The sequence below is a fragment of the Pseudomonas cimarronensis genome, from assembly GCF_049331905.1.
In the GTDB taxonomy this organism is placed as follows: Bacteria; Pseudomonadota; Gammaproteobacteria; order Pseudomonadales; family Pseudomonadaceae; genus Aquipseudomonas.
In genome coordinates this window covers 303,156-328,484 of record NZ_CP186283.1, presented here as the reverse complement: position 1 = coordinate 328,484, position 25,329 = coordinate 303,156, and the positions used below count along the sequence as shown (strand labels likewise).

Below are 25,329 nucleotides of genomic sequence, written 5' to 3'. Positions count from 1 at the left end.
GCATATCGTTTTTACCGACTTATCTTTCGGGTGCTTGCCCATGTCCGCGTTTCGACGGGTTTGTTGCGTATTGCTGCTGATACCGCTATTGGCAGGTTGCGTCGGCCTGGAGTCTGTGGCCGAGCGTACTGCCCATGCCGATGCGCTGGCGGCAGCCAAGGGTTGGCAGCGATTGCAGCTACCAGTGGTGAGCATGGAGTTGGTGAGCTATGTGCCGCGTTCGCCTGAGCCTGCACCAGTGCTCACGGTCTATATCGAGGGCGATGGTCTGGCCTGGGTCAGCAGTAATCGTCCTTCGCTCAACCCGACCCCGCGTAATCCTCTGGCTCTGCAACTGGCCCTGGCCCAGCCCCAGGGCAATGCTGCCTATCTGGCGCGGCCTTGCCAGTACCTGCAGGCTTCGCCAGGTGCCTGCCAGCAGGGCTACTGGACCGACGCGCGCTTTGCCGAAACGGTGATTGCCGCCAGTGATGCCGCCCTTGATCAGCTCAAGCAGCGCTTTGCCGCCCAGGAACTGCAACTGATTGGTTATTCCGGTGGCGCTGCCGTGGCGACCCTGCTGGCCGCCAGGCGTGATGATGTGGTGGGTCTGATCACGGTGGCCGGCAATTTGGATCACCAGCATTGGGCTGAGCTACTGCGCCTTAGCCCGCTGCAGCGTTCGTTAAACCCGGCGCAGGTGCGTGATCGGTTGCGAGGATTGCCACAGTGGCATCTGGCGGGTGGGCGTGACCGGGTGATTCCCCCCATCATTGCCCAGCAGTTCGTAGCCGGTCTGCCGGAGCCCGCTCTGGCCAGGGTTCAGGTGCTGGATGGGTTTGATCACAACTGTTGCTGGGTGGCGCAGTGGCCACGCCTGTGGTCCGAGCCAGCTCCATAAGTCGCAGAGCGCAGTCTATTCGCCAGTAGCGAGCGTGCATAAAAAGCCCGGCACTAGGCCGGGCGGAAAACTGCGCAGGGAGCTGCACAGGGAGTTGCTGTCAGGTCATGCCCAGCCAGTTTGGCAGTGCCATGGAAACGGCTGGCACGTAGGTGATGATCATCAGGAAGCTCAGCAAGAGCATCAGCCATGGCCAGGCCGCCTTGACCACCGCGGTCAGTGGCATACCGGTCACTGCCGAGGTGACGAACAGGTTGAGCCCCACTGGCGGGGTGATCAGGCCGATTTCCATGTTCACCACCATGATGATGCCCAGGTGGATCGGGTCGATGCCCAGTTGCACGGCAATCGGGAAGAGGATTGGCGCGAGGATCAGGATGATCGCCGACGGCTCCATAAAGGCGCCTGCCACCAGCAGCACGATGTTTACCACCAACAGGAACTGCCAGGGTTGCAGGCCCATCTCGATCACCCAGGCAGTGATGGTCTGGGGAATCTGCTCAGTGGTCAGTACGTGCGCGAAGAGCATGGCGTTGGCGATGATGAACATCAGCATGATGGTCAGCTTGCCGGAGTCCAGCAGCACCTTGGGGCACTCGCGGATGGTCAGGTCCTTGTACACGAACAGCGCGACGAAGCCGGCATAGACTGCGGCCACGGCGGCAGCTTCAGTCGGGGTGAACATGCCGGTGTAGATACCGCCGAGGATGATCACCATCAACAGCAGTCCCCACACGGCCTTGCGTGCCGCCGTGATGAACTCACGGAAGGTGGCGCGCGGCATGGCTGGCAGGTTCATCTTCCGTGCGACGATATAGATCGCCACCATCAGCGCTACACCCAGCAGCAGACCCGGCACTACACCGGCCATAAACAACTTGCCCACCGATTGCTCGGTGGCAGCGGCGTACACCACCATGACGATCGACGGCGGAATCAGGATGCCCAGGGTACCGGCGTTACACACGATACCGGCGCCGAATGCCTGCGGGTAACCCGAGCGCACCATCCCGGCGATGGCAATCGAACCCACTGCAGCGACGGTGGCAGGGGACGAGCCGGACAGCGCGGCGAACAGCATGCACGCCATGACTGCGGAGATCGCCAGGCCACCACGGATATGGCCGACGCAGGCATTGGCAAAGTCGATCAGGCGTTTGGCCACGCCGCCGGTGGTCATGAATGCACCGGAGAGCAGGAAGAACGGGATCGCCAGCAGGGTGTAGTGCTCACTGGTTTCGAACAGCTTGATCGCCAGCGAACGCACCGAGTCCGGGCTGAACAGCATGATGGTCACGGAGCCAGCCAGGCCCAGGGAGGCGGCAATCGGCACGCCGATAAACATCAGCAGGAACAGCAGGAAGAAGAGGAACAGGATGGTCATGGTTTGTGCTCCTCGTGCTCATTGATCTTCAGGGCGTCAGCGGCTTCATCGGCCAGGCCCAGGCCGGTCTGCTGGTTGCGCAGGATGCGTACGAGGATTTCGGCAAAGCGGATAAACACCATGGCATAGCCGAACGGCACAATCAGGGTGATATGCCATTGCATGATGCCGAAGTGTCCGAGGTCTTCTGCACCGATGCCGGCATTGAACAGGGTGTGTACCCAGTCGAAGCTGGCCACGGCAATCAGCCCCGCGTAGCCCAGGCAGGCCAGGCAGGCAATGATGCCGATGATGCGTTGCACGGGTTTACTGGCCAGTTTGACCAGCGCGTCGACGCCAATATGCCCGGCGGTGCGTACGCCATAGGCCAGGCCGAAGAAAATCAACCAGGCGAACAAGGCCTTGGTCAGGGCAATGCTCCAGGTCATCGACTGGGCCATGCCGAGAATGCTGTCGCCAATGGCGAAGAACAACTCACTGCTGCCTTCCCAGCGATCGGCCAGGTTGTAGAACAGTGTGTAGAGGTTATTGAGGATCACGTAGACGAAGGTCACCAGCGTCATGGTGGCCAGCAGGAAGGCAATAAACGCTTCCTCGAAGTGGTCCCAGACGCGCCGCAAGGCGTTCATCATTAGAGTCTCCAGAGTGGTGGGCGGTACACCCGGGCAGCGAGCCCGGGTGTTCAGTGCAGGTGTACGGGCCGTCAGTTGACCCGTTGTGCCTTACTGGTTGGCCGCGTCGGCTGCCTTGATCAGGTCAGCGCCGATTTCTGCTTCGAACTTGCTCCACACCGGCTTCATGGCATCGCGCCATTGGTTACGCTGCTCAGGGGTCAGGGTAATGATTTCGGTGGTTTTGGCTTCGAGGATGCGCTGCTTGTCGCCTTCGTTGAGGGCGTCAGCCTGCTTGTTCACTTCGGCAGTCACTTCCACGATGATCTTGTCCAGCTCGCTGCGCACATCGGCAGGCAGGCCGTTCCAGAACTTGGTGTTGGTGATCAGCATGTAATCCAGCACACCGTGGTTGGATTCGGTGATGAACTTCTGCACTTCATGCATTTTCTGGCTGTAGATGTTCGAGTAAGGGTTCTCGGCACCGTTGACCACGCCAGTCTGCAGGCCCTGGTACACCTCGGCGAAGCTCATCTTGCGCGGGTTGGCGCGCACGGCCTTGAACTGCTCTTCCAGTACGGCGGAAGCCTGTACGCGGAACTTCAGACCACGGGCGTCTTTTGGCTCACGCAGTGCCTTGTTCGCCGACAGCTGCTTGAGGCCGTTGTGCCAGTAGGCCAGACCGGTGATGTTTTTCTCTTCCATGGATTTCAGCAGTGCCTGACCTTCCGGGCTCAGCTGGAAGCGGTCGACGGCGGCCATGTCGTTGAACAGGAACGGCAGGTCGAAAATCTGGATCTGCTTGGTGTAATGCTCGAATTTGGCCAGCGACGGGGCGATCAGTTGCACGTCGCCGAGCAGCAGCGCTTCCATTTCCTTGCCGTCGCCAAACAGCGAGGAGTTCGGGTACACCTCGACCTTGACCTTGTCGCCCAGACGCTCTTCGGCGAGCTTCTTGAACAGCACGGCGCCCTGGCCTTTCGGGGTGTGGTCGGCAACCACATGGGAGAACTTGATGACGATCGGGTCGGCGGCCTGGGCCATACCGGCGATGCTCAGAGACAGGGCGCAAGCCAGCGCCTTGGCAGTCAGTTTGAACATGGAGTCTTTCCTCTTGTTTTTGTAATGCGTGATGCGCTTTAGCGCGGCATGTCGGGCGATCAGGCTCAAGTCTAGGCGGCCTGCCAGAAAGTGACGGGCGCTGGGCAGCGATTGCCTCAACCAGTGCGTGTGTGAGTCGCCTGCAAGAGGCTAGAGCAACCGCCATGCCAGCCTGTGACCGATTGCCGCTGGTCAGGCTGGAGGGCAGGTGTGACGGGGGCTGGCGCTGTTTTGGAAGCAGGCTGGCGGCTTGCGAGAGCCGCCGCTGGAGAAGGTTTTGGCGGGTTTCCGCCAGTTACTCGGAGTGGTCTGGCGAGCTTCCGCCAGCGTCGGCGAAACTCAGGCCATGCTTGCGCAATTTGTCGTGCAGGGTTTTGCGCGGCACACCCAGCGCTTCGGCCAGGCTGCGCAGCGAACTGTGCGAGCGGCTCAGCTCGGCGCTGATCAGGCTGCGCTCGAAGGCTTCCACCTGGGCATTCAAACCGCCGCTGTTGCCGTCCTCATCGGGCTGTGGCGCCGCAGCCTGGGCCTGCAGGTCGAGGTCCAGTTCCAGGCCCAGGGCAAAGCGCTCGGCGGCGTTCTGCAACTCGCGCACGTTACCTGGCCAGGGGTGGCGCAGCAGGGCGGCTCGTTGCCCGGGTTGCAGGCTACGTTCGGCCAGGCCATGGCGGCTGCTGGCGGCTTCGGCAAAGTGCTGGAACAGCAGCAGGGCATCTTCACCGCGCTCGCGCAGGGCCGGGATACGTAGCGGGGCGACATTCAGGCGGTAATACAGGTCGGCGCGGAAGCGCCCCTGGTCGGCGGCCTGGCGCAGGTCTTCCTTGGTCGCCGCGATCACCCGGATGTCCAACGGGATCAGCTGATTGCCACCGAGGCGTTCGACCACGCGCTCCTGCAGCAGGCGCAGCAGCTTGACCTGGACGTCCAGGGTCATGCTCTCGATTTCATCGAGAAACAGGGTGCCGCCATTGGCGAATTCGAACTTGCCGATGCGGCGTTTCTGCGCGCCGGTAAAGGCCCCTTGCTCGTGGCCGAACAACTCGCTTTCCACCACCGATTCCGCCAGGGCGCCAGCGTTGATCGCCACGAACGGGCCGTTGCGGCGGCTGGACAGATCGTGCAGGGCGCGCGCCACCACTTCCTTGCCGGCACCGGTTTCGCCGAGGATCAGCACATCGCTGTTGATTCCAGCCAGGGCGCCGATCTGCTCGCGCAGGCGTTGCATGGCTGGGGATTGGCCGACCAAGCGCGCCGACAGGGTATGGCGATCCGCCAGGGCCATGCGCAGGCTGCGGTTATCCAGGACCAGGCGGCGCACTTCGAGGGCGCGGCGCACGCTATCGAGCAGGTCATCGCTGGCGAAGGGTTTCTCGAGAAAGTCATAGGCGCCGGCGCGCATGGCTTGCACAGCCAGCGGCACATCGCCGTGGCCGGTGATCAACAGCACGGGCAGCTCCGGGTCCTGTTCCTGCAGTTGTTGCAGCAGTTGCAGGCCGTCGATACCGGGCATGCGGATATCGCTGACCACCACGCCGGGCCAGTCGCGCTCAATGCGCGCAGCCACGCCATGGGCATCGGCCAGGGTGCTGACCTTGAGCCCCGCCAGGTCGAGGGTCTGGCTCAATGCCTGACGCAGGTGCGGGTCGTCATCGATCAACAGCACCTGGGTGCGGGAATCGATCATGCTCATACGACAAAGTCCTCTGGCGACTGGGTTTTGATGCCCTGATCCGCCGCGCGCAGGCGCAGGGTCAGCTGGGCGCCGCCGTCGGGGTGGTTGGCGAACAGCAGTTCACCGCCCAGGGCGCGCATCAGGGTATCGCAAATGGCCAGGCCAAGGCCGAGGCCCTGGGCGCTGGTCTTGGTGGTAAAAAAGGGTTCTCGGGCACGTTGCAGGGCTTCCTGGCTGAAGCCGGGGCCGTTGTCGCGCAGGTGCAGGTCAACCCCGCTGCTGGTGACTTCCGCGCTCAGCCACAGGCGGCGCGGTTGTGGTACTTCGCTCAAGGCATCGAGGGCATTGGCCAGCAGGTTGCCGAGCACCTGGCGCAGGCGGGTTTCCCCGGCCTGCACCCACAGGGTGGCATCCGGCAGGTCGCGGATCAGTTCGACCTGCATGGCCTGGCGGCGCTTGGCCAGCAGCGCCAGGGCGTCATCGATGGCCGGTTGCAGGGCCACGCTTTCCGGGGCGTGGCGGTCGCGACGGGCAAAGGCACGCAGGTGGGCGATGATCGAGGCCATGCGTTCGGTGAGCTGGCTGATCAGCTTGAGGTTGCCACGGGCGTCCTCGTTGCGTTGGTGATCGAGCAGTACGCCGGCGTTGTCGGCATAGCTGCGGATGGCCGCCAGCGGTTGATTGAGCTCATGGCTGATGCTCGCACTCATGGTGCCGAGGGCCGAGAGTTTGCTGGCTTGCACCAGTTCATCCTGGGCTTGCACCAGCTCCTGCTGGGCCTGTTCGCGTTCCAGCACTTCCTGCTTCAGTCGGCTGTTCAGGCGTTCCAGGTCGAGGGTACGTTCCAGCACGCGTTGTTCCAGTTGCTGACGCGCCTGGCTGTCGAGGGCGATGCGTTCCAGGTAGTGGCGGCGGCGCTGCATAAGCAGGCCGAGCAGCAGCATCAACAGCAGCAGAATGCCGCCGCCAGCGACCAGGGCAGTGCGCACCGGGCGGTCGAGCAGGCTGCGCGGGGCGAGGATGCTGACGGTCCAGCCGGTTTCCTTGAGTTCGCGGTCCTGGCGGATCCAGTTCTGCGCATCGAGCTTGATCGGCGGTGGCGCCTGGGTCGGGTACGGCAGGTTGGCGGCAATCGCGGCGCGCTCCGCGGCATCCAGTGGACGGCTGGCGGTAAACCGCCACTGGCTGTTGGAGGTGAGAATCACCACGCCATTGCTGTCGGTCACCAGTAACTGCTCCGGGGTATTACCCCACAGGGTTTCGGTGTGGTCGAGGTCGACCTTGACCACCAGTGCGCCGAGGTTGCGCTCTCCATCGCGCACGGCTGCGGCGAAGTAGTAGCCACGCTTGCCGGAGGTGGTGCCGAGACCGAAGAAGCGCCCCGGGCGGCCGGCGATGGCCTCGCGGAAATACGGGCGGAAGGCGAAATTGCGCTCGACAAAGGAGTCGGCCTGCTCCCAGTTGGAGGCGGCCAGGGTCTTGCCGTTGGGGTCCATCAGGTAGATCACGTCGGCGCCGGTCTGCGCGCTGACTTGATCCAACAGGCGGTTGGCGCTGTCGCGGGCGCTCTGCCGGTCGGGCTGTTGCAGGGCCAGGCGCAGGGCGGGTAAGTCGCCGAGAATCGGCGGTAGCACCTCATAGCGCCGCAGTGTGCCGAGTAGGTTGGCCACATACAGGTCGAGGGTCTGGCGGTTCTGTTCGATCAGCACGCCGCTGTAGTAGCGCTCGGCCAGTTGCTGCAAGGGCCACAGCAGCGGTGTCAGCAGCAGTGCCAGAAGGGCCAGGCTGCGCCAGCGCGGGCGGCGGGGGTGCGGAGTGGCGGTGGGCATGCGGGTACTCGGCTAGGTGTCTTGGTGGGTGGTTATGCAATAAGCGGGCAAGCTCGCCGATATGGGTCAATACTCAAATCGTTCGGCATCGCCCTGGAGTAATGGTGCCGGCTGCTTGCGCCCTGCATGGACGGCTGCGCTTTAGTCCCTGGAGGTGTCCGATGTTGGCTCAATTGACGGTAAGGGCGAGGTTGTTGTTATTGGCGGTGGTGCCATTGCTGGTGCTGATTGTGGTCATCGGCATGGCGTTGTCCAATGCCAGCAAGCTTAACGCCAGCTTTGATGAGTTGTTCGGTGATCGCATGCAGCCGATCAGCCAGCTCAAGGTGGTATCGGATGCTTACGCAGTGGCGATGGTCGATGCGTTGCACAAATACCGCGCCGAGGTCTTCGACGAGAACCAGTTGCGCAAGGCGTTCAGCGAGGCCCGTCAGCGCGGCGACCAGGCCTGGGCTGCCTATATCGCCACCAAACTGACGCGCGAGGAAAGCGCCCGGGTCGAGCGCACCAGGCCGCACTTCCAGCGCGTGCAGCAACTGGTGGAACAGTACCTGGGCCAGGTCGCCAATGGTCAGCTGCGCGCTGCGCCGGCAGACACGTTCAACCGCACGCTGTATGACGCTTTCGATCCGCTGAGCGGCGAACTGGATGGCCTGATCGGGTTGCAGTTGAGCGAAGGAGAGGCGCTTGGCGAGCGTACTCACGCGCAGTATGAATCGATCCGAACGACCTTTATCGTCATCGGGGTTATTGCGCTGTTGCTGGTGCTGGTCGCCGCGCTGGTGATCAGCCTGTCGATCATTCGGCCGCTGTCCAGCCTGCGTGGGTTGATCAGCGAGGTGCAGCAATCTTCCAACCTGACTTTACGTGCCGATGCCGCTGGCCGTGATGAGGTGGCCGATACGGCGCGTGCGTTCAACCTGTTGCTGGAACATCAGCAGGCGTTGATTCGTCATTTGACCGATACCGCCACGCAACTGGCGGCAGCGTCCGAGGAAATGAGCGCGATCAGCGCCCAGGTCAGCCAGGCAGCCGCCGCGCAGGGCGATCAGACCAGCATGGTGGCCACCGCCGTGCACCAGATGAGCGTGGCCGTGCAGGAGGTGGCGCGTAACGCCCAGGCCACGGCAAGCAATGCGGCGGATGCGAACAAGGAGGCGCGCCAGGGCAGCGAGCTGGTGCAGTCCAACCTCACATCGATTCAGGGCCTGTCCAGCTCGGTGGAAAAAGCCGGTGAGGTGATCGACACCCTGCACAGCCAGAGTGATGAGATCAGCAAGGTGCTGGGTGTTATCCAGAGCATTGCCGAACAGACCAACCTGCTTGCGCTCAACGCCGCCATCGAGGCGGCGCGCGCCGGTGAGGCCGGGCGCGGCTTTGCCGTGGTGGCCGATGAGGTGCGCAGCCTGGCCAGCAACACGCAGAAAGCCACCGAATCGATTCGCAGCATGATCGATGCCCTGCAAGGCGGAGCGCGCAGTGCGGTCAGCGCCATGCAGCTATCGCGCGAGCAGGCGCAGAACAGCGTCAGCCATGCCCGTGAAGCGGGTGAGGTGCTCAATCATATTGCCCATGCCATTGAGGGGATTGCCGACGGCAATGTGCAGATTTCCGCCGCCACCGAGGAGCAGACGGCGGTGGCTAATGAGATCAGCCAGAACATCAGCAGCCTTAACGACAGCATTGGTGAGGTGGTCAACGGCGCCGAGCAGAGTTCGCTGGCCAGTCGTGATCTGGCGCAACTGGCCAGCGGTTTACAGCAGCAGATTCAGCGCTTTACCGCTTAGCTGCGGGCCAGGCACTGCTCCAGCGCGGCTTGCCAATCCGGTAGCTGGACGTGCCAGTCCTGCTGCAGGCGGCTGCAGTCCAGTCGTGAGTTGAGCGGGCGCCGCGCCGGGGTTGGATAGGCGCTGCTGGGAATAGGTTGTAGCGTCGCCACGCGTTTTCCCTGGTTACTCAGGTGCGCGGCAATTGCGCTGGCGAAACCGAACCAGCTGGTTTCGCCCTGGGCGGTCAGGTGATAGACGCCACACGGACCGGCCTGGCCGCTGCGCCACTGCTCAATTAGCTGCGCGGTGGCCTGGGCAATGGTGCCGGCCCAGGTCGGCGCGCCAATCTGGTCGTTCACCACGGACAGGCTTTCACGTTCCTGCAGCAGGCGTTGCATGGTCAGCAGAAAGTTTTTGCCGTGCTGCGAATAGACCCAGCTGGTGCGCAGAATCAGGTGCATGCCGCCCACGGCCTGAATCGCTTTCTCGCCCGCCAGTTTGCTGCGGCCATAAACGCAGAGCGGATGGGTGGCGTCGCTTTCGCGGTAGGGCGCGGTGTGGTTGCCTTCGAACACATAATCGGTGGAGTAGTGGATCAACGGAACACCCAGCTCAGCGGCGGCTTCAGCGAGGATGCCGGGTGCCGTGGCGTTGATCGCGAAGGCTAACTCCGGCTCGCTCTCAGCCTGATCCACCGCGGTGTGCGCGGCGGCATTGATGATCAACTCGGGGCGCAGATTTTGTACGTGCTGGCGGATCAGCGCGGGCTGAGCCAGATCCAGCTGTTCGCGGCCCAGTACCGTCAACTCGCCTGCGCCTTGCAGGGCGCGTTGCAGTTCCTGGCTGACCTGGCCGTGTTGGCCGAGCAGAAGCATCTTCATGGGAAGACCTGCGCATCGGCAAAGCTGAGTCCGGCCTGATCCTTGGCGGATAGCTGCGGCGCGCCATCCAGCGGCCAGTCGATGGCCAGGGTCGGGTCATTCCAGCGGATGCAGCGCTCATGTTCCGGCGCGTAGTAATCGGTGGTCTTGTAGAGAAATTCGGCGAACTCGCTAAGCACTAGAAAGCCATGGGCAAAACCTTCGGGTATCCACAACTGGCGCTTGTTTTTGGCGGACAATAAGGTGCCTACCCATTTGCCGAAAGTCGGCGAGCTACGGCGTAAATCTACTGTTACGTCATAGACTTCACCGGCAGTAACCCGCACCAGTTTGCCCTGTGCCTGCTGCACCTGATAGTGCAGGCCGCGCAACACGCCGCGCTGCGAGCGCGAATGGTTGTCCTGAACGAATTCTCGCTGCAAGCCGGTGGCTTCGGTAAAAGTACGGGCGTTGAAACTCTCGAAGAAAAATCCGCGCTGATCGCCAAACACCTTGGATTCGAGGATGATCACACCGGGCAGCTCGGTGCTGATCGTCTGCATGCTTACTCCTCGGCCAGTTTGAACAGGTACTGGCCGTAGCCAGTCTTTCCGAAAATAGTGGCCTGAGTCAGCAGTTGCTGGCGATCGATCCAGCCCTGCTGAAAGGCGATTTCTTCCAGGCAGGCGATTTTCAGGCCCTGGCGCTGTTCAATGGTTTGCACGTATTGCGAGGCGTCCAGCAGGCTGTCGTGGGTGCCGGTGTCGAGCCAGGCAAAGCCGCGGCCGAAGCGCTCGACCCTAAGATCGCCACGCTGCAGATACGCGTTGTTGACGTCGGTGATTTCCAGCTCGCCGCGTGCCGAGGGTGTGACCGCCTTGGCGATCCTGACCACGTCGTTGTCATAGAAGTACAGACCGGTCACCGCGTAACTGGATTTCGGCACGGTCGGCTTTTCTTCAATGGAGATGGCCTTGCCCTGAGCATCGAATTCAACCACACCAAAACGTTGCGGATCACTGACCCAATAGCCGAACACCGTCGCTCCTGAAGGTTCGGCGGCGGCGCGCAGGAGTTTTCCGGTGAAATACTGGCCATGGAAGATATTGTCGCCAAGGATCAGGCACACCGAATCCGTACCGATAAACGCTTCACCGAGAATAAAGGCCTGGGCCAGACCATTTGGCGAGGGCTGCTCGCAGTATTCAAAGTGCACGCCGAACTGGCTGCCATCGCCAAGCATCTTGCGAAAATTTGGCAGATCCTGCGGGGTGGAAATAATCAGGATTTCGCGAATTCCGGCTAGCATCAGCACCGAGATCGGGTAATAGATCATCGGCTTGTCATAGATCGGCAGCAGTTGCTTGGACACGCCCAGGGTAATCGGGTGCAGGCGGCTGCCGGAGCCACCGGCGAGAATGATGCCTTTCATTGTGCTGCTCCTTGCAGTGTGCCGAGGCGTTCGCGTTGGTAGCTGCCATCCTGCACGCGGCGGCACCAGTCGAGGTTGTTCAGGTACCAGTGCACGGTCTTGCGCAGGCCGCTGGCGAAGGTTTCCTCGGGTTTCCAGCCCAGCTCGCGTTCGATCTTGCTGGCATCGATGGCGTAGCGCAGGTCATGCCCTGGGCGGTCGCTGACAAAGCTGATCTGCTCTTTATATGAGCCGTTCTGTCGCGGGGCCAGTTCGTCCAGTAGCGCACAGATGCTTTCCACAACATGCAGGTTCTTCTGTTCGTTATGCCCGCCAATATTGTAGGTCTCGCCGACCTTGCCTTCGCTCACGACCTTTAACAGCGCGCGGGCATGGTCTTCCACATACAGCCAGTCGCGTACCTGCTGGCCATTGCCGTAAACCGGGAGTGGTTTGCCATCCAAGGCATTGAGGATCACCAGCGGGATGAGTTTTTCCGGGAAGTGGTAAGGGCCGTAATTGTTCGAGCAGTTGGTCAGCAGTACCGGCAAGCCATAGGTGCGCTGCCAGGCGCGCACCAGATGATCGGACGCGGCCTTGCTCGCCGAGTAAGGCGAGCTGGGTGCGTAGGGCGTGTTCTCGGTGAACAGATCATCCACGCCATGCAGGTCGCCATACACCTCGTCAGTGGAAATATGGTGAAAGCGAAACGCTGTCTTGCGCACCGGTTCCAGTTGCATCCAGTAACTGCGTGTGGCTTCGAGCAGCGCATAGGTGCCGACGATATTGGTCTGGATAAACGCCGCCGGGCCGTCGATGGAGCGGTCGACATGCGACTCGGCCGCCAGGTGCATGATCGCATCTGGCTGAAATTCAGCCAGTGCCTTGCTGACGGCCGTGCTGTCGGCAATATCCGCCTGCACAAAGCGATAGCGTGGGTTAGCGGCAACGCTGGCCAACGACTCAAGATTGCCGGCATAGGTCAGCTTGTCGAGGTTGAGCACCTGATGCTCGGTGTGATTCAGCAGATGGCGAATCAGTGCCGAACCGATAAAGCCGGCTCCGCCGGTAATAAGGATACGCACAGGCCTATACCTTCCGTTGCTCAGGTGGTCGTTGAACGGTGCGGACAGTGTTACAAGCCCCGCCATGTGGAGCAAGCTGCAGTATTTTTTCGGCAAAAAAAACCCGCATCGCTGCGGGCTTTCTTTATATGGTGCCGGCACCAGGAATCGAACCCGGGACCTACTGATTACAAGTCAGTTGCTCTACCAGCTGAGCTATACCGGCCTTTGAGGGTCGCCATTATATCCATTCATCTGGCCGAGTAAAGCCGTATGAGCGTAGTTCTGTGCAGGCATTGTTATCAGTAGCTAAATCGTTATGCACATAAGCAGGGCATCTGGTACGGGCGTGCGCAAACTTTGTGCGCTGGTTCGCTGTATTCGCTAAGGATATGTTTTTTAAGGAAATATTTTTAGATCAAAAAATAGTCAGCGGTTTGCTGGTGTGTATTGTCGGGCGTTTGCGCGATTTGCTCAGAATCTGTCAACAGAGTTATCCACAGCATCTGTGGGCAACTGATGCTGGCGTTCGGCCAGTAACAGCAGGTTGCGCGGGCTCTGTTCGGTTGTGCAGAAGGTGCCTAGGCGCACGGTGTAGCCTTGCTCGTGCAGAAACAGGGCGCGGTCGAGCAGTAGCCAGAGTTCCAGTGGTCGGCGGAATAATCCACGCAGTAGTTCAAGGTTGCGCACCTCGGCCAGGCGCTGCCAGCCACTGCGTTCAAGCTGCTGCCAATCCTGCGCCAGTGGTGTGGGCAGCTGCTTGAGTGCAGCTAAGTCTTGGCAGTAATCGGCAAAGGGCTTGTCCAGCCAGGCGGGCGGCAGGGAGGGCGTCGGTAAGTATTCATCGACGCCGCGTAGCTGGCGCTGCAGCAAATCGAAGGCCAGACGGCGGGCCATGGATTGATCACGCTGGCGGCGTACCCGCGCGCCGGCGGTGACGGTTTCACTCAGGGGCAGGCCGAGGTCGTCGATGGACAGTTGTAGCATCGAGGCCTGGGCGCTTGCCGACAGTGGTTGATAACTCGCAGTGCTGATGCGGTTGTAGCAGCAGGGCGCTACGGCGAGTTGCTGGCAGCCGGCTTGGCTGGCCAGTTGCAGCAGGCGTGTATGCAGCTCGCCGCAGGCATGCAGGGCCACGGGGGTGTGTTGCGCCTGCAGTTGCATCATGGCGTCGTCGGCCAGCACATCCTGCTCAATATGCTGGGCGGCGATGCCGAGTTTATGGCTGAGCTGCTGGCCGCTGCTGACCAACTGTGGGTTGTATTCCAGGCAGGTCAGCTTGCCGCCGCCATGTGCAAGCATCCGCCCGAGGTGGCCCTTGCCGGCGCACCAGTCCAGCCAGTGTTGCGGTTTTTGGATAAAGCTCAGGCTGCGGGCGAACGCGTCGATCTGCTGCCACTTGCGCCCCGGTACATCGCTGCTAAAGCGCGCGGGTAATGCCTGCGCAGGTGACTGTGGCAGTTCACCGAGCTGGTTTAGCTCGTGAGCCTGGGCGGCCAGTTGCGGGAAGGGCGCAGGTGCTTGCAGCAGGTACGGCCGGTTATGCGCGGCTTCGGCATGCTCCAGGCTTTGTGCTCGGAGCCAGGCGGCCAGTTGTGGATGCTCGGTTTCCCAGGGCAGTGCCGGGTAATGCACAAAGGGCCGTGGTCGCCACAGCGCCTGGTGTTCGATAAGAAAGCGGTCGAGCGCCTGAAAGCGCTGCAGCAAGGTAGCGTCTTGCAAAATTTGGGCGGGAGTAGTGGTTGGCATGATGGCAGTGCCTGAGGGCGTGAGCCCTCAGGCAATCAGCGGCCCTGGCAGGCGTCGACGCGTAGCCAGCGTTCCAGCAGTTTGAAGCCGCGCACCAGCAGGAAGGCGATCAGCAGGTAGAACATCCCCGCTGCAAAGAAGATTTCCACCGGCAGGTAGGTGCGAGCGATGATCGTGCGAGCCATGCCCGTCAGCTCCAGCAGGGTCACGGTGCTGGCCAGGGCGCTGGCCTTAAGCATCAGAATCACTTCATTGCTGTAGGCCGGCAAGCCAATGCGTGCGGCGCGCGGCAGGATGATGTAGAACATCGCCTGGGCGCGTGACATGCCCAGTGCGCGGGCTGCTTCGATCTCGCCCGGTGGCACGGCCTGGATCGCGCCACGCAGAATTTCGGCAATATAGGCCGCCGTGTGCAGGGTCATGGTCAGAACGGCGCACCAGTAAGGGTCGCGCAGGTAGGGCCAGAGTGGGCCCTGGCGTACCGCATCGAACTGCGCCAGGCCGTAATAGACCAGAAACAACTGAACCAACAGCGGCGTGCCACGAAAGAAGAAGATGTAGCCGTAAGGCAGTGCGCGTACATACCAATGCTTGGACGCGCGGGCGATGCCCATTGGCAGCGCCAGGATCAGTCCGGCGATAACTGCGATGGCCACCAGTTCCAGGGTCAGCAGGGCGCCTTCTGACAGGCGTGGCAGCCACTTGATGATCACTTCCCAGTTCATGAGGCGCTCCTGATAAAGCCACGGCTGGCGCGTTTTTCAAGGAAGTGCATGCCAATCATCGCGAGGATGGTCAGGCCCAGGTAGATAAAGGCCGCCACCAGGTAGAAGGTGAAGGGTTCCTTGCTGGCGGTTACGGCGATTTGCGAGCGGCGCATAATCTCTTCCAGGCCGATCACCGAGACCAGTGCGGTGTCCTTCATCAGGATCATAAACAGGTTGCCCAGGCCGGGCAGGGCGATGCGCCACATCTGCGGCAGGATCAGCCGCCAGAAGATTCGCGGTTTGGACATGCCCAAGGCCTGGCCGGCTTCGCGGTGGCCTTTCGGAATGGCCAGGATGGCCCCACGAAACACCTCGGTGGCGTAGGCGCCAAAGCAGATGCCGAGAGCAATGGTGCCGGCGGCAAAGGCGTTCAGCTCAAGGCTTTCTACGCCCAGCAGGTCGGCCAGGTTGCGCATCAGCTGCACGGTGCCGAAATAGATCAGCAACACCCAGAGCAGTTCGGGGATGCCGCGCACGATGGTCGAATAGGTGCCGCCAAGCCATTGCAGCGGCTTGTACGGGGAAGTCTTGGCGAGGGCGCCGAGCAAGCCGAGCACCAGACCCAGGCACAGCGCGCTAAGCGCCAGCTTGATGGTCATCAGGGTGCCAGCAGCCAGGGCCGGGCCGAATCCGTAGAGATCGAAATTCATAGGGGCTCAGAAGCCTGCGCCGCCCAGGCGGGCGACGCAGTGCCGGCAGCTTAGTAGATGCTGAACGGGAAGTACTTGTCGTTGATCTTCTTGTAGGTGCCGTCAGCCACGATCTCGGCCAGAGCGGCGTTCAGCTTGTCACGCAGGGCGTCGCCCTTGCGCACGGCAATGCCGATCTTGTCGTTGTCGAAGACCGGGTCGCCCTTGAACTCGAAGCTCTTGCCAGCGTCGCTCTTCAGCCATTCCCAGTTAACGAAGGTATCCGCCAGCACGCCATCCAGGCGGCCCGAGGACAGGTCGAGGTAGGCGTTTTCCTGGGTATCGTACAGCTTGATATCAACCACACCATTGAGGTTGTCTTCCAGCCAGGTGCCGGCGATGGTCGCACGCTGCGCGCCGATCACTTTGCCTTTCAGGCTGGCTTTGTCAGTTTTGAAATCGCCGCCTTTTGGCGCGATGAACTGCAGTTTGTTGGTGTAGTAGGGGTTGGTGAAATCCACGGCGGCCTGGCGCTCTTCGGTGATCGACATGGAGGCGATCAGGAAGTCGAATTTCTTCGCGTTCAGCGCCGGGATGATGCCGTCCCAGTCAGAGGTGACCACTTCGCACTCGACCTTCATCTTGGCGCACAGGGCTTGGCCAATCTCCACGTCGAAACCACCGACCTGGCCGCTGGCGTCGATCAGGTTGAAGGGTGGGTAAGCACCCTCGGTGCCCAGTTTCAGTTTGTCAGCAGCGACGGCGCTGGTGCCGAAGGCCAGGGTGGCGGCCGCGGCCAGCAGGATCTTCTTATAGTTCTGCATGCGTAGTTGCTCCGTGTTTTCAGTGATTGCTGGACATAAATTGTTTGCAGCGCGCCGAGTTCGGGTTGTCGAACACCTGCTCCGGGGAGCCCTGTTCTTCGACCAGGCCCTGGTGCAGGAACACCACCTCGCTGGACACCTGGCGAGCAAAGTTCATCTCGTGGGTGACCAGCAGCATGGTGCGGCCTTCTTCGGCGAGTGCGCGGATCACATTAAGCACTTCTTGTACCATCTCCGGGTCGAGGGCCGAGGTCGGCTCATCGAACAGGATGACTTTCGGCTGCATGGCCAGGGTGCGGGCAATCGCTGCGCGCTGCTGCTGACCGCCAGAAAGCTGATTGGGGAACACGTGGCGCTTGTCGGCAATGCCGACCTTGGCCAGCAGCGCTTCGGCCATCTCGATGGCTTCGGCCTTGCTCTTGCCGAGCACACGGCGGGGCGCCTCGATGATGTTGTCGAGCACGCTCATGTGCGGCCATAGATTGAAATTCTGAAAGACAAAGCCGATCTCGCTGCGCAAGCGATTGATCTGGCGATTGTCGGCGGCGATCAGGTCGCCATTCTTCGCAGGCTTCAGCTTGAGTTCTTCGCCGGCGACGATGATCTGCCCCTTGTGCGGGTTTTCCAGCAGGTTGATGCAGCGCAGAAAGGTCGATTTGCCGGAGCCGGAAGAACCGAGGATGGAAATCACATCGCCGTCGCGAGCGGTGAGGGAGATGCCCTTGAGCACCTCAAGGTCGCCGTAGCGTTTATGCAGGTCGCGTATTTCCAGCGCGGGCGTGGCCTCGGCCATGGACTGTCCTCTTATTCTTCGGGTGCGCTCAGGCGTTGCGTGGCCTTCCTGGCGAGGCGTCAAGCTAGCATAGCGTTTCGCTGACCGCCAAGCCGTTTACCGGGCGTGCCTGGTTGCTGGGGGTGCAGGTGTCGCCTGGCTGCAGTTGGCTGTCGCGCGTGCACAATTTCTGCGGCGGTTACCGGGCTTATAAGTCGCTGTACGCAGAATTTCAGGCATTAAAAAACCCCAAGGAATTTAACTTCGCTTGGGGTTTTTCGGTATTCATGGTGCCCAGGGACGGAATCGAACCGCCGACACGGGGATTTTCAATCCCCTGCTCTACCGACTGAGCTACCTGGGCCAACGGGGCGCTATTAGACGGATTTGAAGGGGGGGTGTCAAGCGCGAGTTTGAAAAATATTTAAATATTTCGGGCGCTTAGGTTCGGGCGAGGGTTTTGGGGCGGGTGTACAGGTGGTTGGGTAGCCCGGATAAGCTTTGGCGCAATCCGGGAGGGCGGCGCCCCGGATTGCAGCGCGTGCCGCGCTTTATCCGGGCTACGGGTTAGCCGTGTAGGGTGGTGGGCGTGGGAGGGGCTTTAGCCGTGACCGTTGCTAGGGCATTTCGCCGCTAAAGCGGAATGCCGCCCAGCGCCTCCCACGCTTATGCAGGGTTATTCGCTTGGTGGCACGTAACCTTCAGCCTGGGCGTATTCCTCACCGGAGAGGAATTTGTCCATCTCGGTCTGGAGGAATTTGCGGTCTTCGGCGTTCATCATGTTCAGGCGGCGTTCGTTGATCAGCAGGGTCTGGTGCTTCTGCCATTCGTCCCAGGCTTGCTTGGAGACGTTGTTGAAGATGTCCTCACCTTTGGCGCCCGGATACGGTGGGCGTTCCAGGCCGGGGAGTTCTTGCTTGTGTTTGCGGCACTGTACGGTGCGGGTCATGGCGTTTCTCCAGTATTTGCTGCGAGTGCATCGGCCGCGCGCTTCAGTAGTTTCTTCACGGGGGCGGCAAGGCCCAGGCGCGGCGGGGTGGCGAGGTTATACCAGAGCCAGTCGGCCTCGGCCACGGCGGCTGGCGCAGCGTCGACCTGCACCAGCCAGGGCTCGATGGCCAGCTGGAAGTGGCTGAAGGTGTGAGTCAGGCCGCTCAGCTCGCGTTGTGCGCCGAGTTGCAAACCGTGTTGGCTGGCCAGTGCGGTGATGGCCGTGGGCTCATCTAACTCAGGCAGACTCCACAAGCCGCCCCAAAGACCGTTGGATGGGCGACGGTAGAGCAGCACCTCGCCATTACGGTTGGTGAAGATCGGCATCAGCGTGCGTTTTTGCGGCAGCGCCTTGCGCGGTTTGGGGATTGGGTAGCGGATTTCCAGGCCGAGCAGGTGCGCCTGACAGCCGCTCTGCAGCGGGCAGAGCAGGCAGCTGGGTTTGCTGCGGGTACACAGGGTGGCGCCCAGGTCCATCATCGCCTGGGTGTAGTGGTTGACCCGGGCGTGTGGGGTAAAACGCTCGGCCACATCCCACAGTTGTTTCGCCACCTTCGGCTCGCCGGGATAGCCTTCCTGGGCCACGTAGCGCGCCAGTACGCGTTTGACGTTGCCGTCGAGGATCGGCGCACGCAGGCCCATGCTCAGGCTGGCGATGGCGCCGGCGGTGGAGCGGCCGATACCGGGAAGTTCGGTGAGCTGGTCGACATCACGGGGGAACTCGCCGGCATGTTCGCGCACAACAATCTGCGCGGTTTTCTGCAGGTTGCGTGCGCGGGTGTAGTAACCGAGGCCCGTCCACAGGTGCAGTACTTCATCTTCCGGTGCAGCGGCCAGGTCATTGACCGTCGGCAAGGCTGCCATAAACCGGTCGAAATAGCCGAGCACGGTACTGACCTGGGTCTGCTGCAGCATGATCTCCGAGACCCACACGCGGTATGGCGTGATGCCCTGTTGCCAGGGCAGGTCCTTGCGTCCGTGGCTGTCGTACCAGTGCAGTACTGCGTCGGAAAACTGCTCGGGGCTCATCGGTTGAACAGGCCCTTGAGTGCGTCTTTCAGCTCGGGGCTGACTTTGTCTCCGAGTTTTTCTTCGATCTTCTCATTGAGTTTGTTGCCGGCCAGTTTGGCGGCGACTTTGCCCAGGCCGTCCTGATCCAGGCGGCAGGCTTTGCCACCCATCTCCAGCGGGCCACGGCAGCGCACCGGCCATTCGATGCCGACATAGCGCTCGTTGACCTGGCAGGCCGGGTCGGGCATTTCGCGCTGGTCACCCTCAATGGTGATGCCGACGCGGTAATCCAGGCCGAGGATGCGCAGGTCCAGATCGCCATTGCCGCTGACCGCCAGGCCAGGAATGCGGGCCTTGAGGTCGGGGTTGTGGGCTACACCATTGCGCAGGGTCAGGCTGCCTTGCAGGGTTTCGAAGGGCGTGTCCTTGCCGCGCGGGTCGCTGCTCAGGGATTTACGGTTGAGCGTGGCGATACCACGGCACAGCTGCTGTTCCAGGTTGGCATCAACCAGTACGCCGTCATTCAGCATAAAGCTGGCATCGCCCGTCAGCCCTTCAACCCAGGCGCGCTGGCTGTTGCCGCTGGTGCTCAGGTTGGCCTTGAGGTCCAGCAGGCCTTTGACCGGCGAGGGCTGGTCGGGCTTTTTCAGGAAGGGTTCGACCGGTATGCCGTTGACGTTCTTGCGTACGCTAAGCAGTGGGATGGCTGGGCGCACATCGATGCTGGCTTGGGCGTCGAAGCTGCCGGTGCCGATATTGCCGCGCACATCCTGCAAGGTCAGCAGGCCGCCCTTGCTCTGCGCCTTGGTGCTGAAGTTGTTGATCACCTGCTGCTGCGCAGTGAGCTGATCCAGGCTGAGATTGAGTTGCATATCGAGCTTGCGCAGTGTCTCGATGGGCAGCACTTCGCTGCTGCTCCAGGCTTGCTGGGTCGGTGCGTCGGGTAATGGTGTGCTGCCACTGTGCCCGGCGCTGGCGACGCTGGCTTTGACCTCGGCTTTGCGGGCGGCGCCAGCGTCCTTGGCATCTTTGGCGGGCGCGGGCAGGTAACGGTCGAGGTTCAGTTGGTCGCCCTTGAGTTGTACGCGCAGGGCTTGCTTGGCGAAATCGGCCACCGCCAGCTGGCCGCTGAAGTGGCTGTCGTCCAGGGTCAGCTTGAGGTCTTCGAACGTCAGGCTGTTGTCAGTACCGCTGAGGCGGGTGACCAGTTCGAACTGGCTGAGGGTCTTGTCGTCGGCCATTGGTGGCAGCTTCTGGCCAATGGTGGCGAGGAACTCACGCAGATTGAGCGGTGCGATGGACAGGCCGCCGCTGAGTTTTGGCTGTTTGTCGAGGTCGCGCACTTTCAACTCGCCAAGGGCGCGCAGCTGGTTGCCGGAGAGTTTCAGGCTGTTCCATTCGGCGACCTGGGCGGCCAGGTCGACCAGCAGCTGGCCCTGTGCCGAATAGGTCAGGGTCTGGCCGTCGAAGGGTTCGCCGGAGACTTCGCCGGAGAACTTGGCGTCTTCCAGTTGGTAGCGTTTCAGTACGCGGTCGAAGCGCAGCTCGCCCTGCAGCTCGCTGCGGGCGCGCAGCACCGGTTTGTTGAGACCGAAGAAGGCGCTGAGTTTGATCGGGACGCCCGCGCCTTCGCGGATTGCGCCGGTGGTCAGCTGGATGCTTTCGGCACTGAATTGCTGGCCTTTCTGCGCGTCGTGGTAGTCGATGCGTGCACTGTTGACGATCAGGCTGTCGATATCCAGTTTTAGCGGTTGGTCGCTGCTGGCGGTTGCATCGTTGCTGTTTTGGCTCGGTTCGCTGTCGTTAGCGGCAGGTGGTTTTGCGCTGGGCGCGGCGCTGGTATTGGCCGGTTTGCCGACATTTTCCCAGTTGCTGTGGCCCTTTTCATCGCGCTGCAAGTTGAGGTTGAGGCCGTCGATGCGGATATCGCTCATTTGCACTTCTTTGCGCAGCAGCGGTAGCACGCGCACCGACAGGCCGAGCAGGCGCAGATCGGCGAAGGGTTTGTCCGGTGTGCTGAGGCTGGCCAGGCTGGCGTCGGTCAGCTCCAGACCGAGCCAGGGGAACAGGCTCCAGCCGATATCGCCTTTAAGAGTCAGCTCCAGGTTGGCCTTGTCACGGGCTAACTGGCGGATTTCGTCTTTATAGTCGTTGGGATCGAACAGGTGGGTGAGTGCAAAGCCCAGTGCCACGATGATCAGCAAGAGGCCGAGAAAAAAAAGGCCGAGGATTTTGCCGAGCGCTTTCATGTGCGAATCCTTGTTTCGAAGCAAGAGGGTGAAGAGCAGCCATCTGAGCCGGCGAGTATAGCGCCGGCGCTTTTACCTGGGCCGCAGACAGTCCCGTTTGCCGGGTGATTTTGCAAGCGGCTTTTGCAGGCAGTGGGCGCGATAGGCCCTTGCTGGGGCTGTTATGAGGGCGGCGCCTGACGGTTTGGTCTGGGCCTTTGGATCGGCAAGTCGGCGGCCGGTTCCCTGCGACAGGCGAGTTTCCCCAGGCGCTGCAAGTGTTTGCATCGGTTGGCCGCTAACCGATAGTGCGTGCCTCTGATCGCCGCCGGTAGCCGCCCAGGCGGATGCCCGCCTATAATGCTGGCCTTTTTCCGTGGGCAATTTCTGGAGCTGGTGATGGCCGAACGTACGGCATCCGTCGAGCGCAATACCCTGGAGACCCAGATCAAGGTCTCGATCAACCTGGATGGGACTGGCAAGGCCAAGTTTGATATTGGCGTGCCGTTCCTTGAGCACATGCTCGATCAGATTGCCCGTCACGGCCTGATCGACCTGGATATCCAGTGCAAGGGCGACCTGCATATCGACGACCACCACACCGTGGAAGACGTCGGCATCACTCTTGGCCAGGCCTTTACCCAGGCCGTCGGCGACAAGAAGGGCATGACCCGTTACGGCCATTCCTATGTGCCGCTGGATGAAGCATTGTCGCGCGTGGTGATCGACTTCTCCGGTCGTCCGGGCCTGCAGATGCACGTGCCGTTCACCCGCGCCGTGGTGGGCGGTTTCGATGTGGACCTGTTCCAGGAGTTCTTCCAGGGCTTCGTCAACCATGCTCTGGTGTCGCTGCATATCGACAACCTGCGTGGCACCAACACCCACCACCAGATCGAAACGGTGTTCAAGGCTTTCGGCCGCGCGCTGCGCATGGCCGTGACGCTGGATGAGCGCATGGCCGGGCAAATGCCGTCGACCAAGGGCTGCCTGTAAATGCAGACGGTTGCAGTAATCGACTATGGCATGGGCAACCTGCATTCGGTGGCCAAGGCCTTGGAGCACGTGGGCGCCGGCAAGGTGCTGGTGACCAGCGATGCCCAGGTGATTCGCGAAGCCGATCGGGTGGTGTTTCCCGGCGTCGGCGCGATCCGCGACTGCATGGCCGAGATCAAGCGCCTGGGCTTCGACAGCCTGGTGCGGGAGGTCAGTGCCGACCGGCCGTTTCTCGGCATCTGCGTGGGTATGCAGGCGCTGCTGGAGCGTAGCGAAGAGAACGATGGCGTCGACTGCATCGGCCTGTTCCCTGGTCAGGTGCGTTTCTTCGGCAAGGACATGGTTGAAGACGGCGAGCCGCTGAAGGTGCCGCACATGGGCTGGAACGAGGTGGCGCAGTCGGTCAAGCATCCGCTATGGCACAACATTCCGGACCTGGCGCGCTTTTACTTTGTGCACAGCTATTACATCGAGGCCGGTAACCCCAAGCAGGTGGTCGGTCGCGGCCATTACGGCAAGGATTTCGCCGCGGCGCTGGCCGAAGGTTCGCGCTTTGCCGTGCAGTTCCACCCGGAAAAGAGCCACACCCACGGCCTGCAATTGCTGCAGAACTTCGTCGCCTGGGATGGCCGCTGGTAAATGAGCCGGGGCAAGGCGAAACCGCCGATCATGACCTTGAGTGCCGAGCAGGAGCGTGAAGCCTGTCTGGTGCTCAAGCGTTTTATGGCCGAGCGCTTTGAGCTGGAACTGGGCAGTTTCGAGGCCGCTGAGGTGCTCGAACTGTTTGCCCGCGAGATTGCGCCGCACTACTACAACCGGGCGATTTTCGATGTGCAGACTCACCTGAAAGAACGGTTCGAGAGCATCGAAAGCGACCTCTGGGCGCTCGAAAAGAGCTGACCCACCGAATTCACACGACTTGAGCAGGTTCAACCGATGCTGATTATCCCCGCTATCGATCTGAAGGACGGCGCCTGCGTGCGTCTGCGCCAGGGCCGCATGGAAGACTCCACGGTGTTTTCCGATGACCCGGTGAGTATGGCTGCCAAATGGGTCGAGGGCGGCTGCCGTCGTCTGCACCTGGTTGACCTCAATGGCGCCTTCGAAGGTCAGCCGGTCAACGGCGAAGTGGTCACGGCCATCGCCAAGCGTTACCCGACTCTGCCGATCCAGATCGGCGGCGGCATCCGTACCCTGGAAACCATCGAACACTACGTGCGTGCCGGCGTCAGCTACGTGATCATCGGCACCAAGGCGGTAAAAGATCCGCAGTTCGTCACCGATGCCTGCAAAGCCTTCCCCGGTAAGGTCATTGTCGGCCTGGACGCCAAAGATGGCTTCGTCGCCACCGACGGCTGGGCGGAAGTCTCAACCGTGCAGGCCACCGACCTGGCCAAGCGTTTCGAGGCTGATGGTGTGTCGGCCATCGTTTATACCGACATCGCCAAAGACGGCATGATGCAAGGCTGCAACGTTGAAGCCACCGCTGCCCTGGCGGCGGCCAGCCGCATTCCGGTGATCGCTTCCGGCGGTATCCATAACCTGGGTGATATCGAGAAGCTGCTGCTGGCGCGTTCGCCCGGCATCATCGGCGCGATTACCGGCCGGGCCATCTACGAAGGCACCCTGGATGTTGCTGAGGCCCAGGCCTTCTGCGATTCCTACAAGGGCTGAGGACAAACTTATGGCGCTGGCTAAACGCATTATCCCCTGCCTCGACGTGGACAACGGCCGCGTGGTCAAGGGCGTGCAGTTCGAGAACATCCGCGACGCCGGCGACCCGGTGGAAATTGCCCGTCGTTACGACGAACAGGGTGCTGACGAGATTACCTTTCTCGACATCACTGCCAGCGTCGACGGCCGCGACACCACGCTGCATACCGTCGAACGCATGGCCAGCCAGGTGTTTATCCCGCTGACCGTCGGCGGCGGCGTGCGTACCGTGCAGGACATCCGCAACCTGCTGAATGCCGGTGCGGACAAGGTGTCGATCAACACTGCCGCAGTGTTTACCCCGGAGTTTGTCGGCGAGGCTGCTTCACGCTTCGGCTCGCAGTGCATCGTCGTCGCCATTGATGCGAAGAAAGTCTCCAAGCCGGGTGAAGCCCCGCGTTGGGAAATCTTCACCCACGGCGGACGCAAGCCCACCGGCCTGGACGCAGTGCTCTGGGCCAAGAAGATGGAAGACCTCGGTGCCGGTGAAATCCTCCTGACCAGCATGGATCAGGACGGCGTGAAGAGCGGCTACGACCTCGGCGTGACCCGCGCCATCAGTGAAATGGTCGGCATCCCGGTGATCGCCTCCGGCGGCGTCGGCAACCTGCAACACCTGGCCGACGGCATTATCGAAGGCAAAGCGGCTGCCGTACTGGCGGCGAGCATCTTCCACTTCGGTGAATACACCGTGCCGGAAGCCAAGGCCTATATGGCCGCTCGCGGCATCGTCGTCCGTTAGAGCCTGTTTCGGATTTGCTGCGCGTCGGCGATCCTGCGTTAAAAACAGCCCCGGCAAGCCGCTTGCGGCTAACGCGCTTTAGCGCGACCCGAAGGGCGAGTGCAACGAGTAATGCTCATTTACAGCCGTAAACTGCGCTTCCTCGGCTGTTTTTGCCTTGTCTCGCTCTAGCTCGCGGCATCCGAAACAAGCTCTTAAACCTCGCTGGCCGGCAGCCTTGCTGGCCACTGCTGCGGGCGAGTCGACAGCAAAATGTCGATCCGCCCGCTAAAATCAGTCTGTCCGCGCCTGGGGTCGATGCTGTCGGCATGCCTTTCGGCCGTTTCTCAT

24 protein-coding genes, 2 tRNA genes and 1 pseudogene are annotated in these 25,329 nt (G+C 61.6%); 8 read left to right on the top strand and 19 right to left on the bottom strand.

The annotated features are described in order from the left end of the window. Window positions 1-40: 40 nt before the first annotated feature. A complete protein-coding gene (locus tag ACOCLD_RS01505) occupies window positions 41-880 on the top strand; it encodes an alpha/beta hydrolase (protein WP_422910579.1) in 840 nt (279 codons plus the stop codon). A 100-nt stretch (window positions 881-980) separates the two neighbouring features. On the opposite strand, the gene dctM is transcribed toward ACOCLD_RS01505, so the two are convergent. The 5 genes from dctM to ACOCLD_RS01480 form a co-directional block, all read right to left on the bottom strand. After that, window positions 981-2,264: a C4-dicarboxylate TRAP transporter large permease protein DctM gene (gene dctM, locus ACOCLD_RS01500; RefSeq protein WP_392541376.1), complete on the bottom strand. Its 1,284-nt coding sequence runs from the start codon at window positions 2,262-2,264 to the stop codon at window positions 981-983. Then, window positions 2,261-2,893, bottom strand: a complete 633-nt coding sequence (locus ACOCLD_RS01495) for a TRAP transporter small permease (RefSeq protein WP_257779137.1) — start codon at window positions 2,891-2,893, stop codon at window positions 2,261-2,263. Before ACOCLD_RS01495 ends, dctM begins: the two co-directional genes overlap by 4 nt. Before the next feature lie 93 nt (window positions 2,894-2,986). Then, window positions 2,987-3,976 (bottom strand): C4-dicarboxylate TRAP substrate-binding protein DctP, encoded by a 990-nt coding sequence (gene dctP / locus ACOCLD_RS01490; RefSeq protein ID WP_392541375.1) that lies wholly within the window; start codon window positions 3,974-3,976, stop codon window positions 2,987-2,989. A gap of 295 nt (window positions 3,977-4,271) precedes the next feature. Continuing rightward, window positions 4,272-5,666 carry a sigma-54-dependent transcriptional regulator gene (locus tag ACOCLD_RS01485; protein WP_257778983.1) on the bottom strand — a complete coding sequence of 465 codons (1,395 nt, stop codon included), beginning with the start codon at window positions 5,664-5,666 and terminating at the stop codon, window positions 4,272-4,274. Further along, a complete protein-coding gene (locus tag ACOCLD_RS01480) occupies window positions 5,663-7,477 on the bottom strand; it encodes a sensor histidine kinase (RefSeq protein ID WP_422910578.1) in 1,815 nt (604 codons plus the stop codon). The genes ACOCLD_RS01485 and ACOCLD_RS01480 overlap by 4 nt, the downstream gene beginning before the upstream one ends. Window positions 7,478-7,578: 101 nt before the next feature. On the opposite strand from ACOCLD_RS01480, the pseudogene ACOCLD_RS01475 reads away from it, so the two are divergent. Continuing rightward, a pseudogene (locus ACOCLD_RS01475) lies at window positions 7,579-8,178 on the top strand (MCP four helix bundle domain-containing protein); the annotation flags it as partial. A gap of 297 nt (window positions 8,179-8,475) precedes the next feature. Continuing rightward, complete coding sequence (locus ACOCLD_RS01470; RefSeq protein ID WP_422911747.1) at window positions 8,476-9,264, top strand: methyl-accepting chemotaxis protein; 789 nt, start codon at window positions 8,476-8,478, stop codon at window positions 9,262-9,264. On the opposite strand, the gene rfbD is transcribed toward ACOCLD_RS01470, so the two are convergent. From rfbD to ACOCLD_RS01400, 14 genes are all read right to left on the bottom strand, one after another. Continuing rightward, entirely contained in the window at window positions 9,261-10,127 is an 867-nt protein-coding gene (gene rfbD, locus ACOCLD_RS01465) for a dTDP-4-dehydrorhamnose reductase (protein ID WP_422910577.1), read from the bottom strand. The genes ACOCLD_RS01470 and rfbD overlap by 4 nt on opposite strands. After that, the gene (rfbC, locus tag ACOCLD_RS01460) at window positions 10,124-10,669 is read right to left on the bottom strand and encodes a dTDP-4-dehydrorhamnose 3,5-epimerase (RefSeq protein ID WP_422910576.1); all 546 of its coding nucleotides are present in this window, start codon (window positions 10,667-10,669) and stop codon (window positions 10,124-10,126) included. Before rfbC ends, rfbD begins: the two co-directional genes overlap by 4 nt. Window positions 10,670-10,671: 2 nt before the next feature. After that, complete coding sequence (gene rfbA / locus ACOCLD_RS01455; RefSeq protein ID WP_422910575.1) at window positions 10,672-11,538, bottom strand: glucose-1-phosphate thymidylyltransferase RfbA; 867 nt, start codon at window positions 11,536-11,538, stop codon at window positions 10,672-10,674. Next, window positions 11,535-12,602 carry a dTDP-glucose 4,6-dehydratase gene (gene rfbB, locus ACOCLD_RS01450; protein WP_422910574.1) on the bottom strand — a complete coding sequence of 356 codons (1,068 nt, stop codon included), beginning with the start codon at window positions 12,600-12,602 and terminating at the stop codon, window positions 11,535-11,537. The genes rfbA and rfbB overlap by 4 nt, the downstream gene beginning before the upstream one ends. A 129-nt stretch (window positions 12,603-12,731) precedes the next feature. After that, a tRNA-Thr gene (locus ACOCLD_RS01445) sits at window positions 12,732-12,807 on the bottom strand. 248 nt (window positions 12,808-13,055) lie between these two features. Continuing rightward, the gene (locus ACOCLD_RS01440) at window positions 13,056-14,330 is read right to left on the bottom strand and encodes a methyltransferase (RefSeq protein ID WP_422910573.1); all 1,275 of its coding nucleotides are present in this window, start codon (window positions 14,328-14,330) and stop codon (window positions 13,056-13,058) included. 35 nt (window positions 14,331-14,365) lie between these two features. Then, window positions 14,366-15,055 carry an ABC transporter permease gene (locus ACOCLD_RS01435; RefSeq protein ID WP_257779035.1) on the bottom strand — a complete coding sequence of 230 codons (690 nt, stop codon included), beginning with the start codon at window positions 15,053-15,055 and terminating at the stop codon, window positions 14,366-14,368. After that, a complete protein-coding gene (locus ACOCLD_RS01430) occupies window positions 15,052-15,747 on the bottom strand; it encodes an ABC transporter permease (protein WP_233685476.1) in 696 nt (231 codons plus the stop codon). The genes ACOCLD_RS01435 and ACOCLD_RS01430 overlap by 4 nt, the downstream gene beginning before the upstream one ends. A gap of 50 nt (window positions 15,748-15,797) precedes the next feature. Continuing rightward, the gene (locus tag ACOCLD_RS01425; protein WP_422910572.1) at window positions 15,798-16,550 is read right to left on the bottom strand and encodes an ABC transporter substrate-binding protein; all 753 of its coding nucleotides are present in this window, start codon (window positions 16,548-16,550) and stop codon (window positions 15,798-15,800) included. A gap of 19 nt (window positions 16,551-16,569) precedes the next feature. Next, on the bottom strand, window positions 16,570-17,343 hold the full coding sequence (locus tag ACOCLD_RS01420; RefSeq protein WP_257779037.1) for an ABC transporter ATP-binding protein: 774 nt from the start codon (window positions 17,341-17,343) through the stop codon (window positions 16,570-16,572). Between the two features lie 267 nt (window positions 17,344-17,610). After that, a tRNA-Phe gene (locus ACOCLD_RS01415) sits at window positions 17,611-17,686 on the bottom strand. Between the two features lie 312 nt (window positions 17,687-17,998). Next, the gene (locus ACOCLD_RS01410) at window positions 17,999-18,271 is read right to left on the bottom strand and encodes an oxidative damage protection protein (protein ID WP_090244289.1); all 273 of its coding nucleotides are present in this window, start codon (window positions 18,269-18,271) and stop codon (window positions 17,999-18,001) included. Beyond that, window positions 18,268-19,341 (bottom strand): A/G-specific adenine glycosylase, encoded by a 1,074-nt coding sequence (mutY, locus tag ACOCLD_RS01405; RefSeq protein ID WP_422910571.1) that lies wholly within the window; start codon window positions 19,339-19,341, stop codon window positions 18,268-18,270. Before mutY ends, ACOCLD_RS01410 begins: the two co-directional genes overlap by 4 nt. After that, window positions 19,338-21,572, bottom strand: a complete 2,235-nt coding sequence (locus ACOCLD_RS01400) for an AsmA family protein (protein WP_422910570.1) — start codon at window positions 21,570-21,572, stop codon at window positions 19,338-19,340. Before ACOCLD_RS01400 ends, mutY begins: the two co-directional genes overlap by 4 nt. A gap of 378 nt (window positions 21,573-21,950) precedes the next feature. On the opposite strand from ACOCLD_RS01400, the gene hisB reads away from it, so the two are divergent. From hisB to hisF, 5 genes are read left to right on the top strand one after another with little or no spacing between them, the layout of a single operon-like run. After that, complete coding sequence (hisB, locus tag ACOCLD_RS01395) at window positions 21,951-22,544, top strand: imidazoleglycerol-phosphate dehydratase HisB (RefSeq protein ID WP_422911746.1); 594 nt, start codon at window positions 21,951-21,953, stop codon at window positions 22,542-22,544. Next, window positions 22,545-23,183 carry an imidazole glycerol phosphate synthase subunit HisH gene (hisH, locus tag ACOCLD_RS01390; protein ID WP_233685471.1) on the top strand — a complete coding sequence of 213 codons (639 nt, stop codon included), beginning with the start codon at window positions 22,545-22,547 and terminating at the stop codon, window positions 23,181-23,183. After that, a complete protein-coding gene (locus tag ACOCLD_RS01385; protein WP_311090173.1) occupies window positions 23,184-23,444 on the top strand; it encodes a DUF2164 domain-containing protein in 261 nt (86 codons plus the stop codon). A gap of 36 nt (window positions 23,445-23,480) precedes the next feature. Next, window positions 23,481-24,218 carry a 1-(5-phosphoribosyl)-5-[(5-phosphoribosylamino)methylideneamino]imidazole-4-carboxamide isomerase gene (gene hisA / locus ACOCLD_RS01380; RefSeq protein ID WP_233685469.1) on the top strand — a complete coding sequence of 246 codons (738 nt, stop codon included), beginning with the start codon at window positions 23,481-23,483 and terminating at the stop codon, window positions 24,216-24,218. 10 nt (window positions 24,219-24,228) lie between these two features. Continuing rightward, entirely contained in the window at window positions 24,229-24,999 is a 771-nt protein-coding gene (hisF, locus tag ACOCLD_RS01375) for an imidazole glycerol phosphate synthase subunit HisF (RefSeq protein WP_090254748.1), read from the top strand. The last annotated feature ends 330 nt before the right edge of the window (window positions 25,000-25,329 follow it).

What these genes read in the sequence shown, in the direction of transcription:
- ACOCLD_RS01505 (WP_422910579.1), top strand. Translation starts at nt 41, where the DNA reads ATGTCCGCGTTTCGACGGGTTTGTTGCGTATTGCTGCTGATACCGCTA.
- dctM (WP_392541376.1), bottom strand. Translation starts at nt 2,264, where the DNA reads ATGACCATCCTGTTCCTCTTCTTCCTGCTGTTCCTGCTGATGTTTATC.
- ACOCLD_RS01495 (WP_257779137.1), bottom strand. Translation starts at nt 2,893, where the DNA reads ATGAACGCCTTGCGGCGCGTCTGGGACCACTTCGAGGAAGCGTTTATT.
- dctP (WP_392541375.1), bottom strand. Translation starts at nt 3,976, where the DNA reads ATGTTCAAACTGACTGCCAAGGCGCTGGCTTGCGCCCTGTCTCTGAGC.
- ACOCLD_RS01485 (WP_257778983.1), bottom strand. Translation starts at nt 5,666, where the DNA reads ATGAGCATGATCGATTCCCGCACCCAGGTGCTGTTGATCGATGACGAC.
- ACOCLD_RS01480 (WP_422910578.1), bottom strand. Translation starts at nt 7,477, where the DNA reads ATGCCCACCGCCACTCCGCACCCCCGCCGCCCGCGCTGGCGCAGCCTG.
- ACOCLD_RS01470 (WP_422911747.1), top strand. Translation starts at nt 8,476, where the DNA reads ATGAGCGCGATCAGCGCCCAGGTCAGCCAGGCAGCCGCCGCGCAGGGC.
- rfbD (WP_422910577.1), bottom strand. Translation starts at nt 10,127, where the DNA reads ATGAAGATGCTTCTGCTCGGCCAACACGGCCAGGTCAGCCAGGAACTG.
- rfbC (WP_422910576.1), bottom strand. Translation starts at nt 10,669, where the DNA reads ATGCAGACGATCAGCACCGAGCTGCCCGGTGTGATCATCCTCGAATCC.
- rfbA (WP_422910575.1), bottom strand. Translation starts at nt 11,538, where the DNA reads ATGAAAGGCATCATTCTCGCCGGTGGCTCCGGCAGCCGCCTGCACCCG.
- ACOCLD_RS01440 (WP_422910573.1), bottom strand. Translation starts at nt 14,330, where the DNA reads ATGCCAACCACTACTCCCGCCCAAATTTTGCAAGACGCTACCTTGCTG.
- ACOCLD_RS01435 (WP_257779035.1), bottom strand. Translation starts at nt 15,055, where the DNA reads ATGAACTGGGAAGTGATCATCAAGTGGCTGCCACGCCTGTCAGAAGGC.
- ACOCLD_RS01430 (WP_233685476.1), bottom strand. Translation starts at nt 15,747, where the DNA reads ATGAATTTCGATCTCTACGGATTCGGCCCGGCCCTGGCTGCTGGCACC.
- ACOCLD_RS01425 (WP_422910572.1), bottom strand. Translation starts at nt 16,550, where the DNA reads ATGCAGAACTATAAGAAGATCCTGCTGGCCGCGGCCGCCACCCTGGCC.
- ACOCLD_RS01420 (WP_257779037.1), bottom strand. Translation starts at nt 17,343, where the DNA reads ATGGCCGAGGCCACGCCCGCGCTGGAAATACGCGACCTGCATAAACGC.
- ACOCLD_RS01410 (WP_090244289.1), bottom strand. Translation starts at nt 18,271, where the DNA reads ATGACCCGCACCGTACAGTGCCGCAAACACAAGCAAGAACTCCCCGGC.
- mutY (WP_422910571.1), bottom strand. Translation starts at nt 19,341, where the DNA reads ATGAGCCCCGAGCAGTTTTCCGACGCAGTACTGCACTGGTACGACAGC.
- ACOCLD_RS01400 (WP_422910570.1), bottom strand. Translation starts at nt 21,572, where the DNA reads ATGAAAGCGCTCGGCAAAATCCTCGGCCTTTTTTTTCTCGGCCTCTTG.
- hisB (WP_422911746.1), top strand. Translation starts at nt 21,951, where the DNA reads ATGGCCGAACGTACGGCATCCGTCGAGCGCAATACCCTGGAGACCCAG.
- hisH (WP_233685471.1), top strand. Translation starts at nt 22,545, where the DNA reads ATGCAGACGGTTGCAGTAATCGACTATGGCATGGGCAACCTGCATTCG.
- ACOCLD_RS01385 (WP_311090173.1), top strand. Translation starts at nt 23,184, where the DNA reads ATGAGCCGGGGCAAGGCGAAACCGCCGATCATGACCTTGAGTGCCGAG.
- hisA (WP_233685469.1), top strand. Translation starts at nt 23,481, where the DNA reads ATGCTGATTATCCCCGCTATCGATCTGAAGGACGGCGCCTGCGTGCGT.
- hisF (WP_090254748.1), top strand. Translation starts at nt 24,229, where the DNA reads ATGGCGCTGGCTAAACGCATTATCCCCTGCCTCGACGTGGACAACGGC.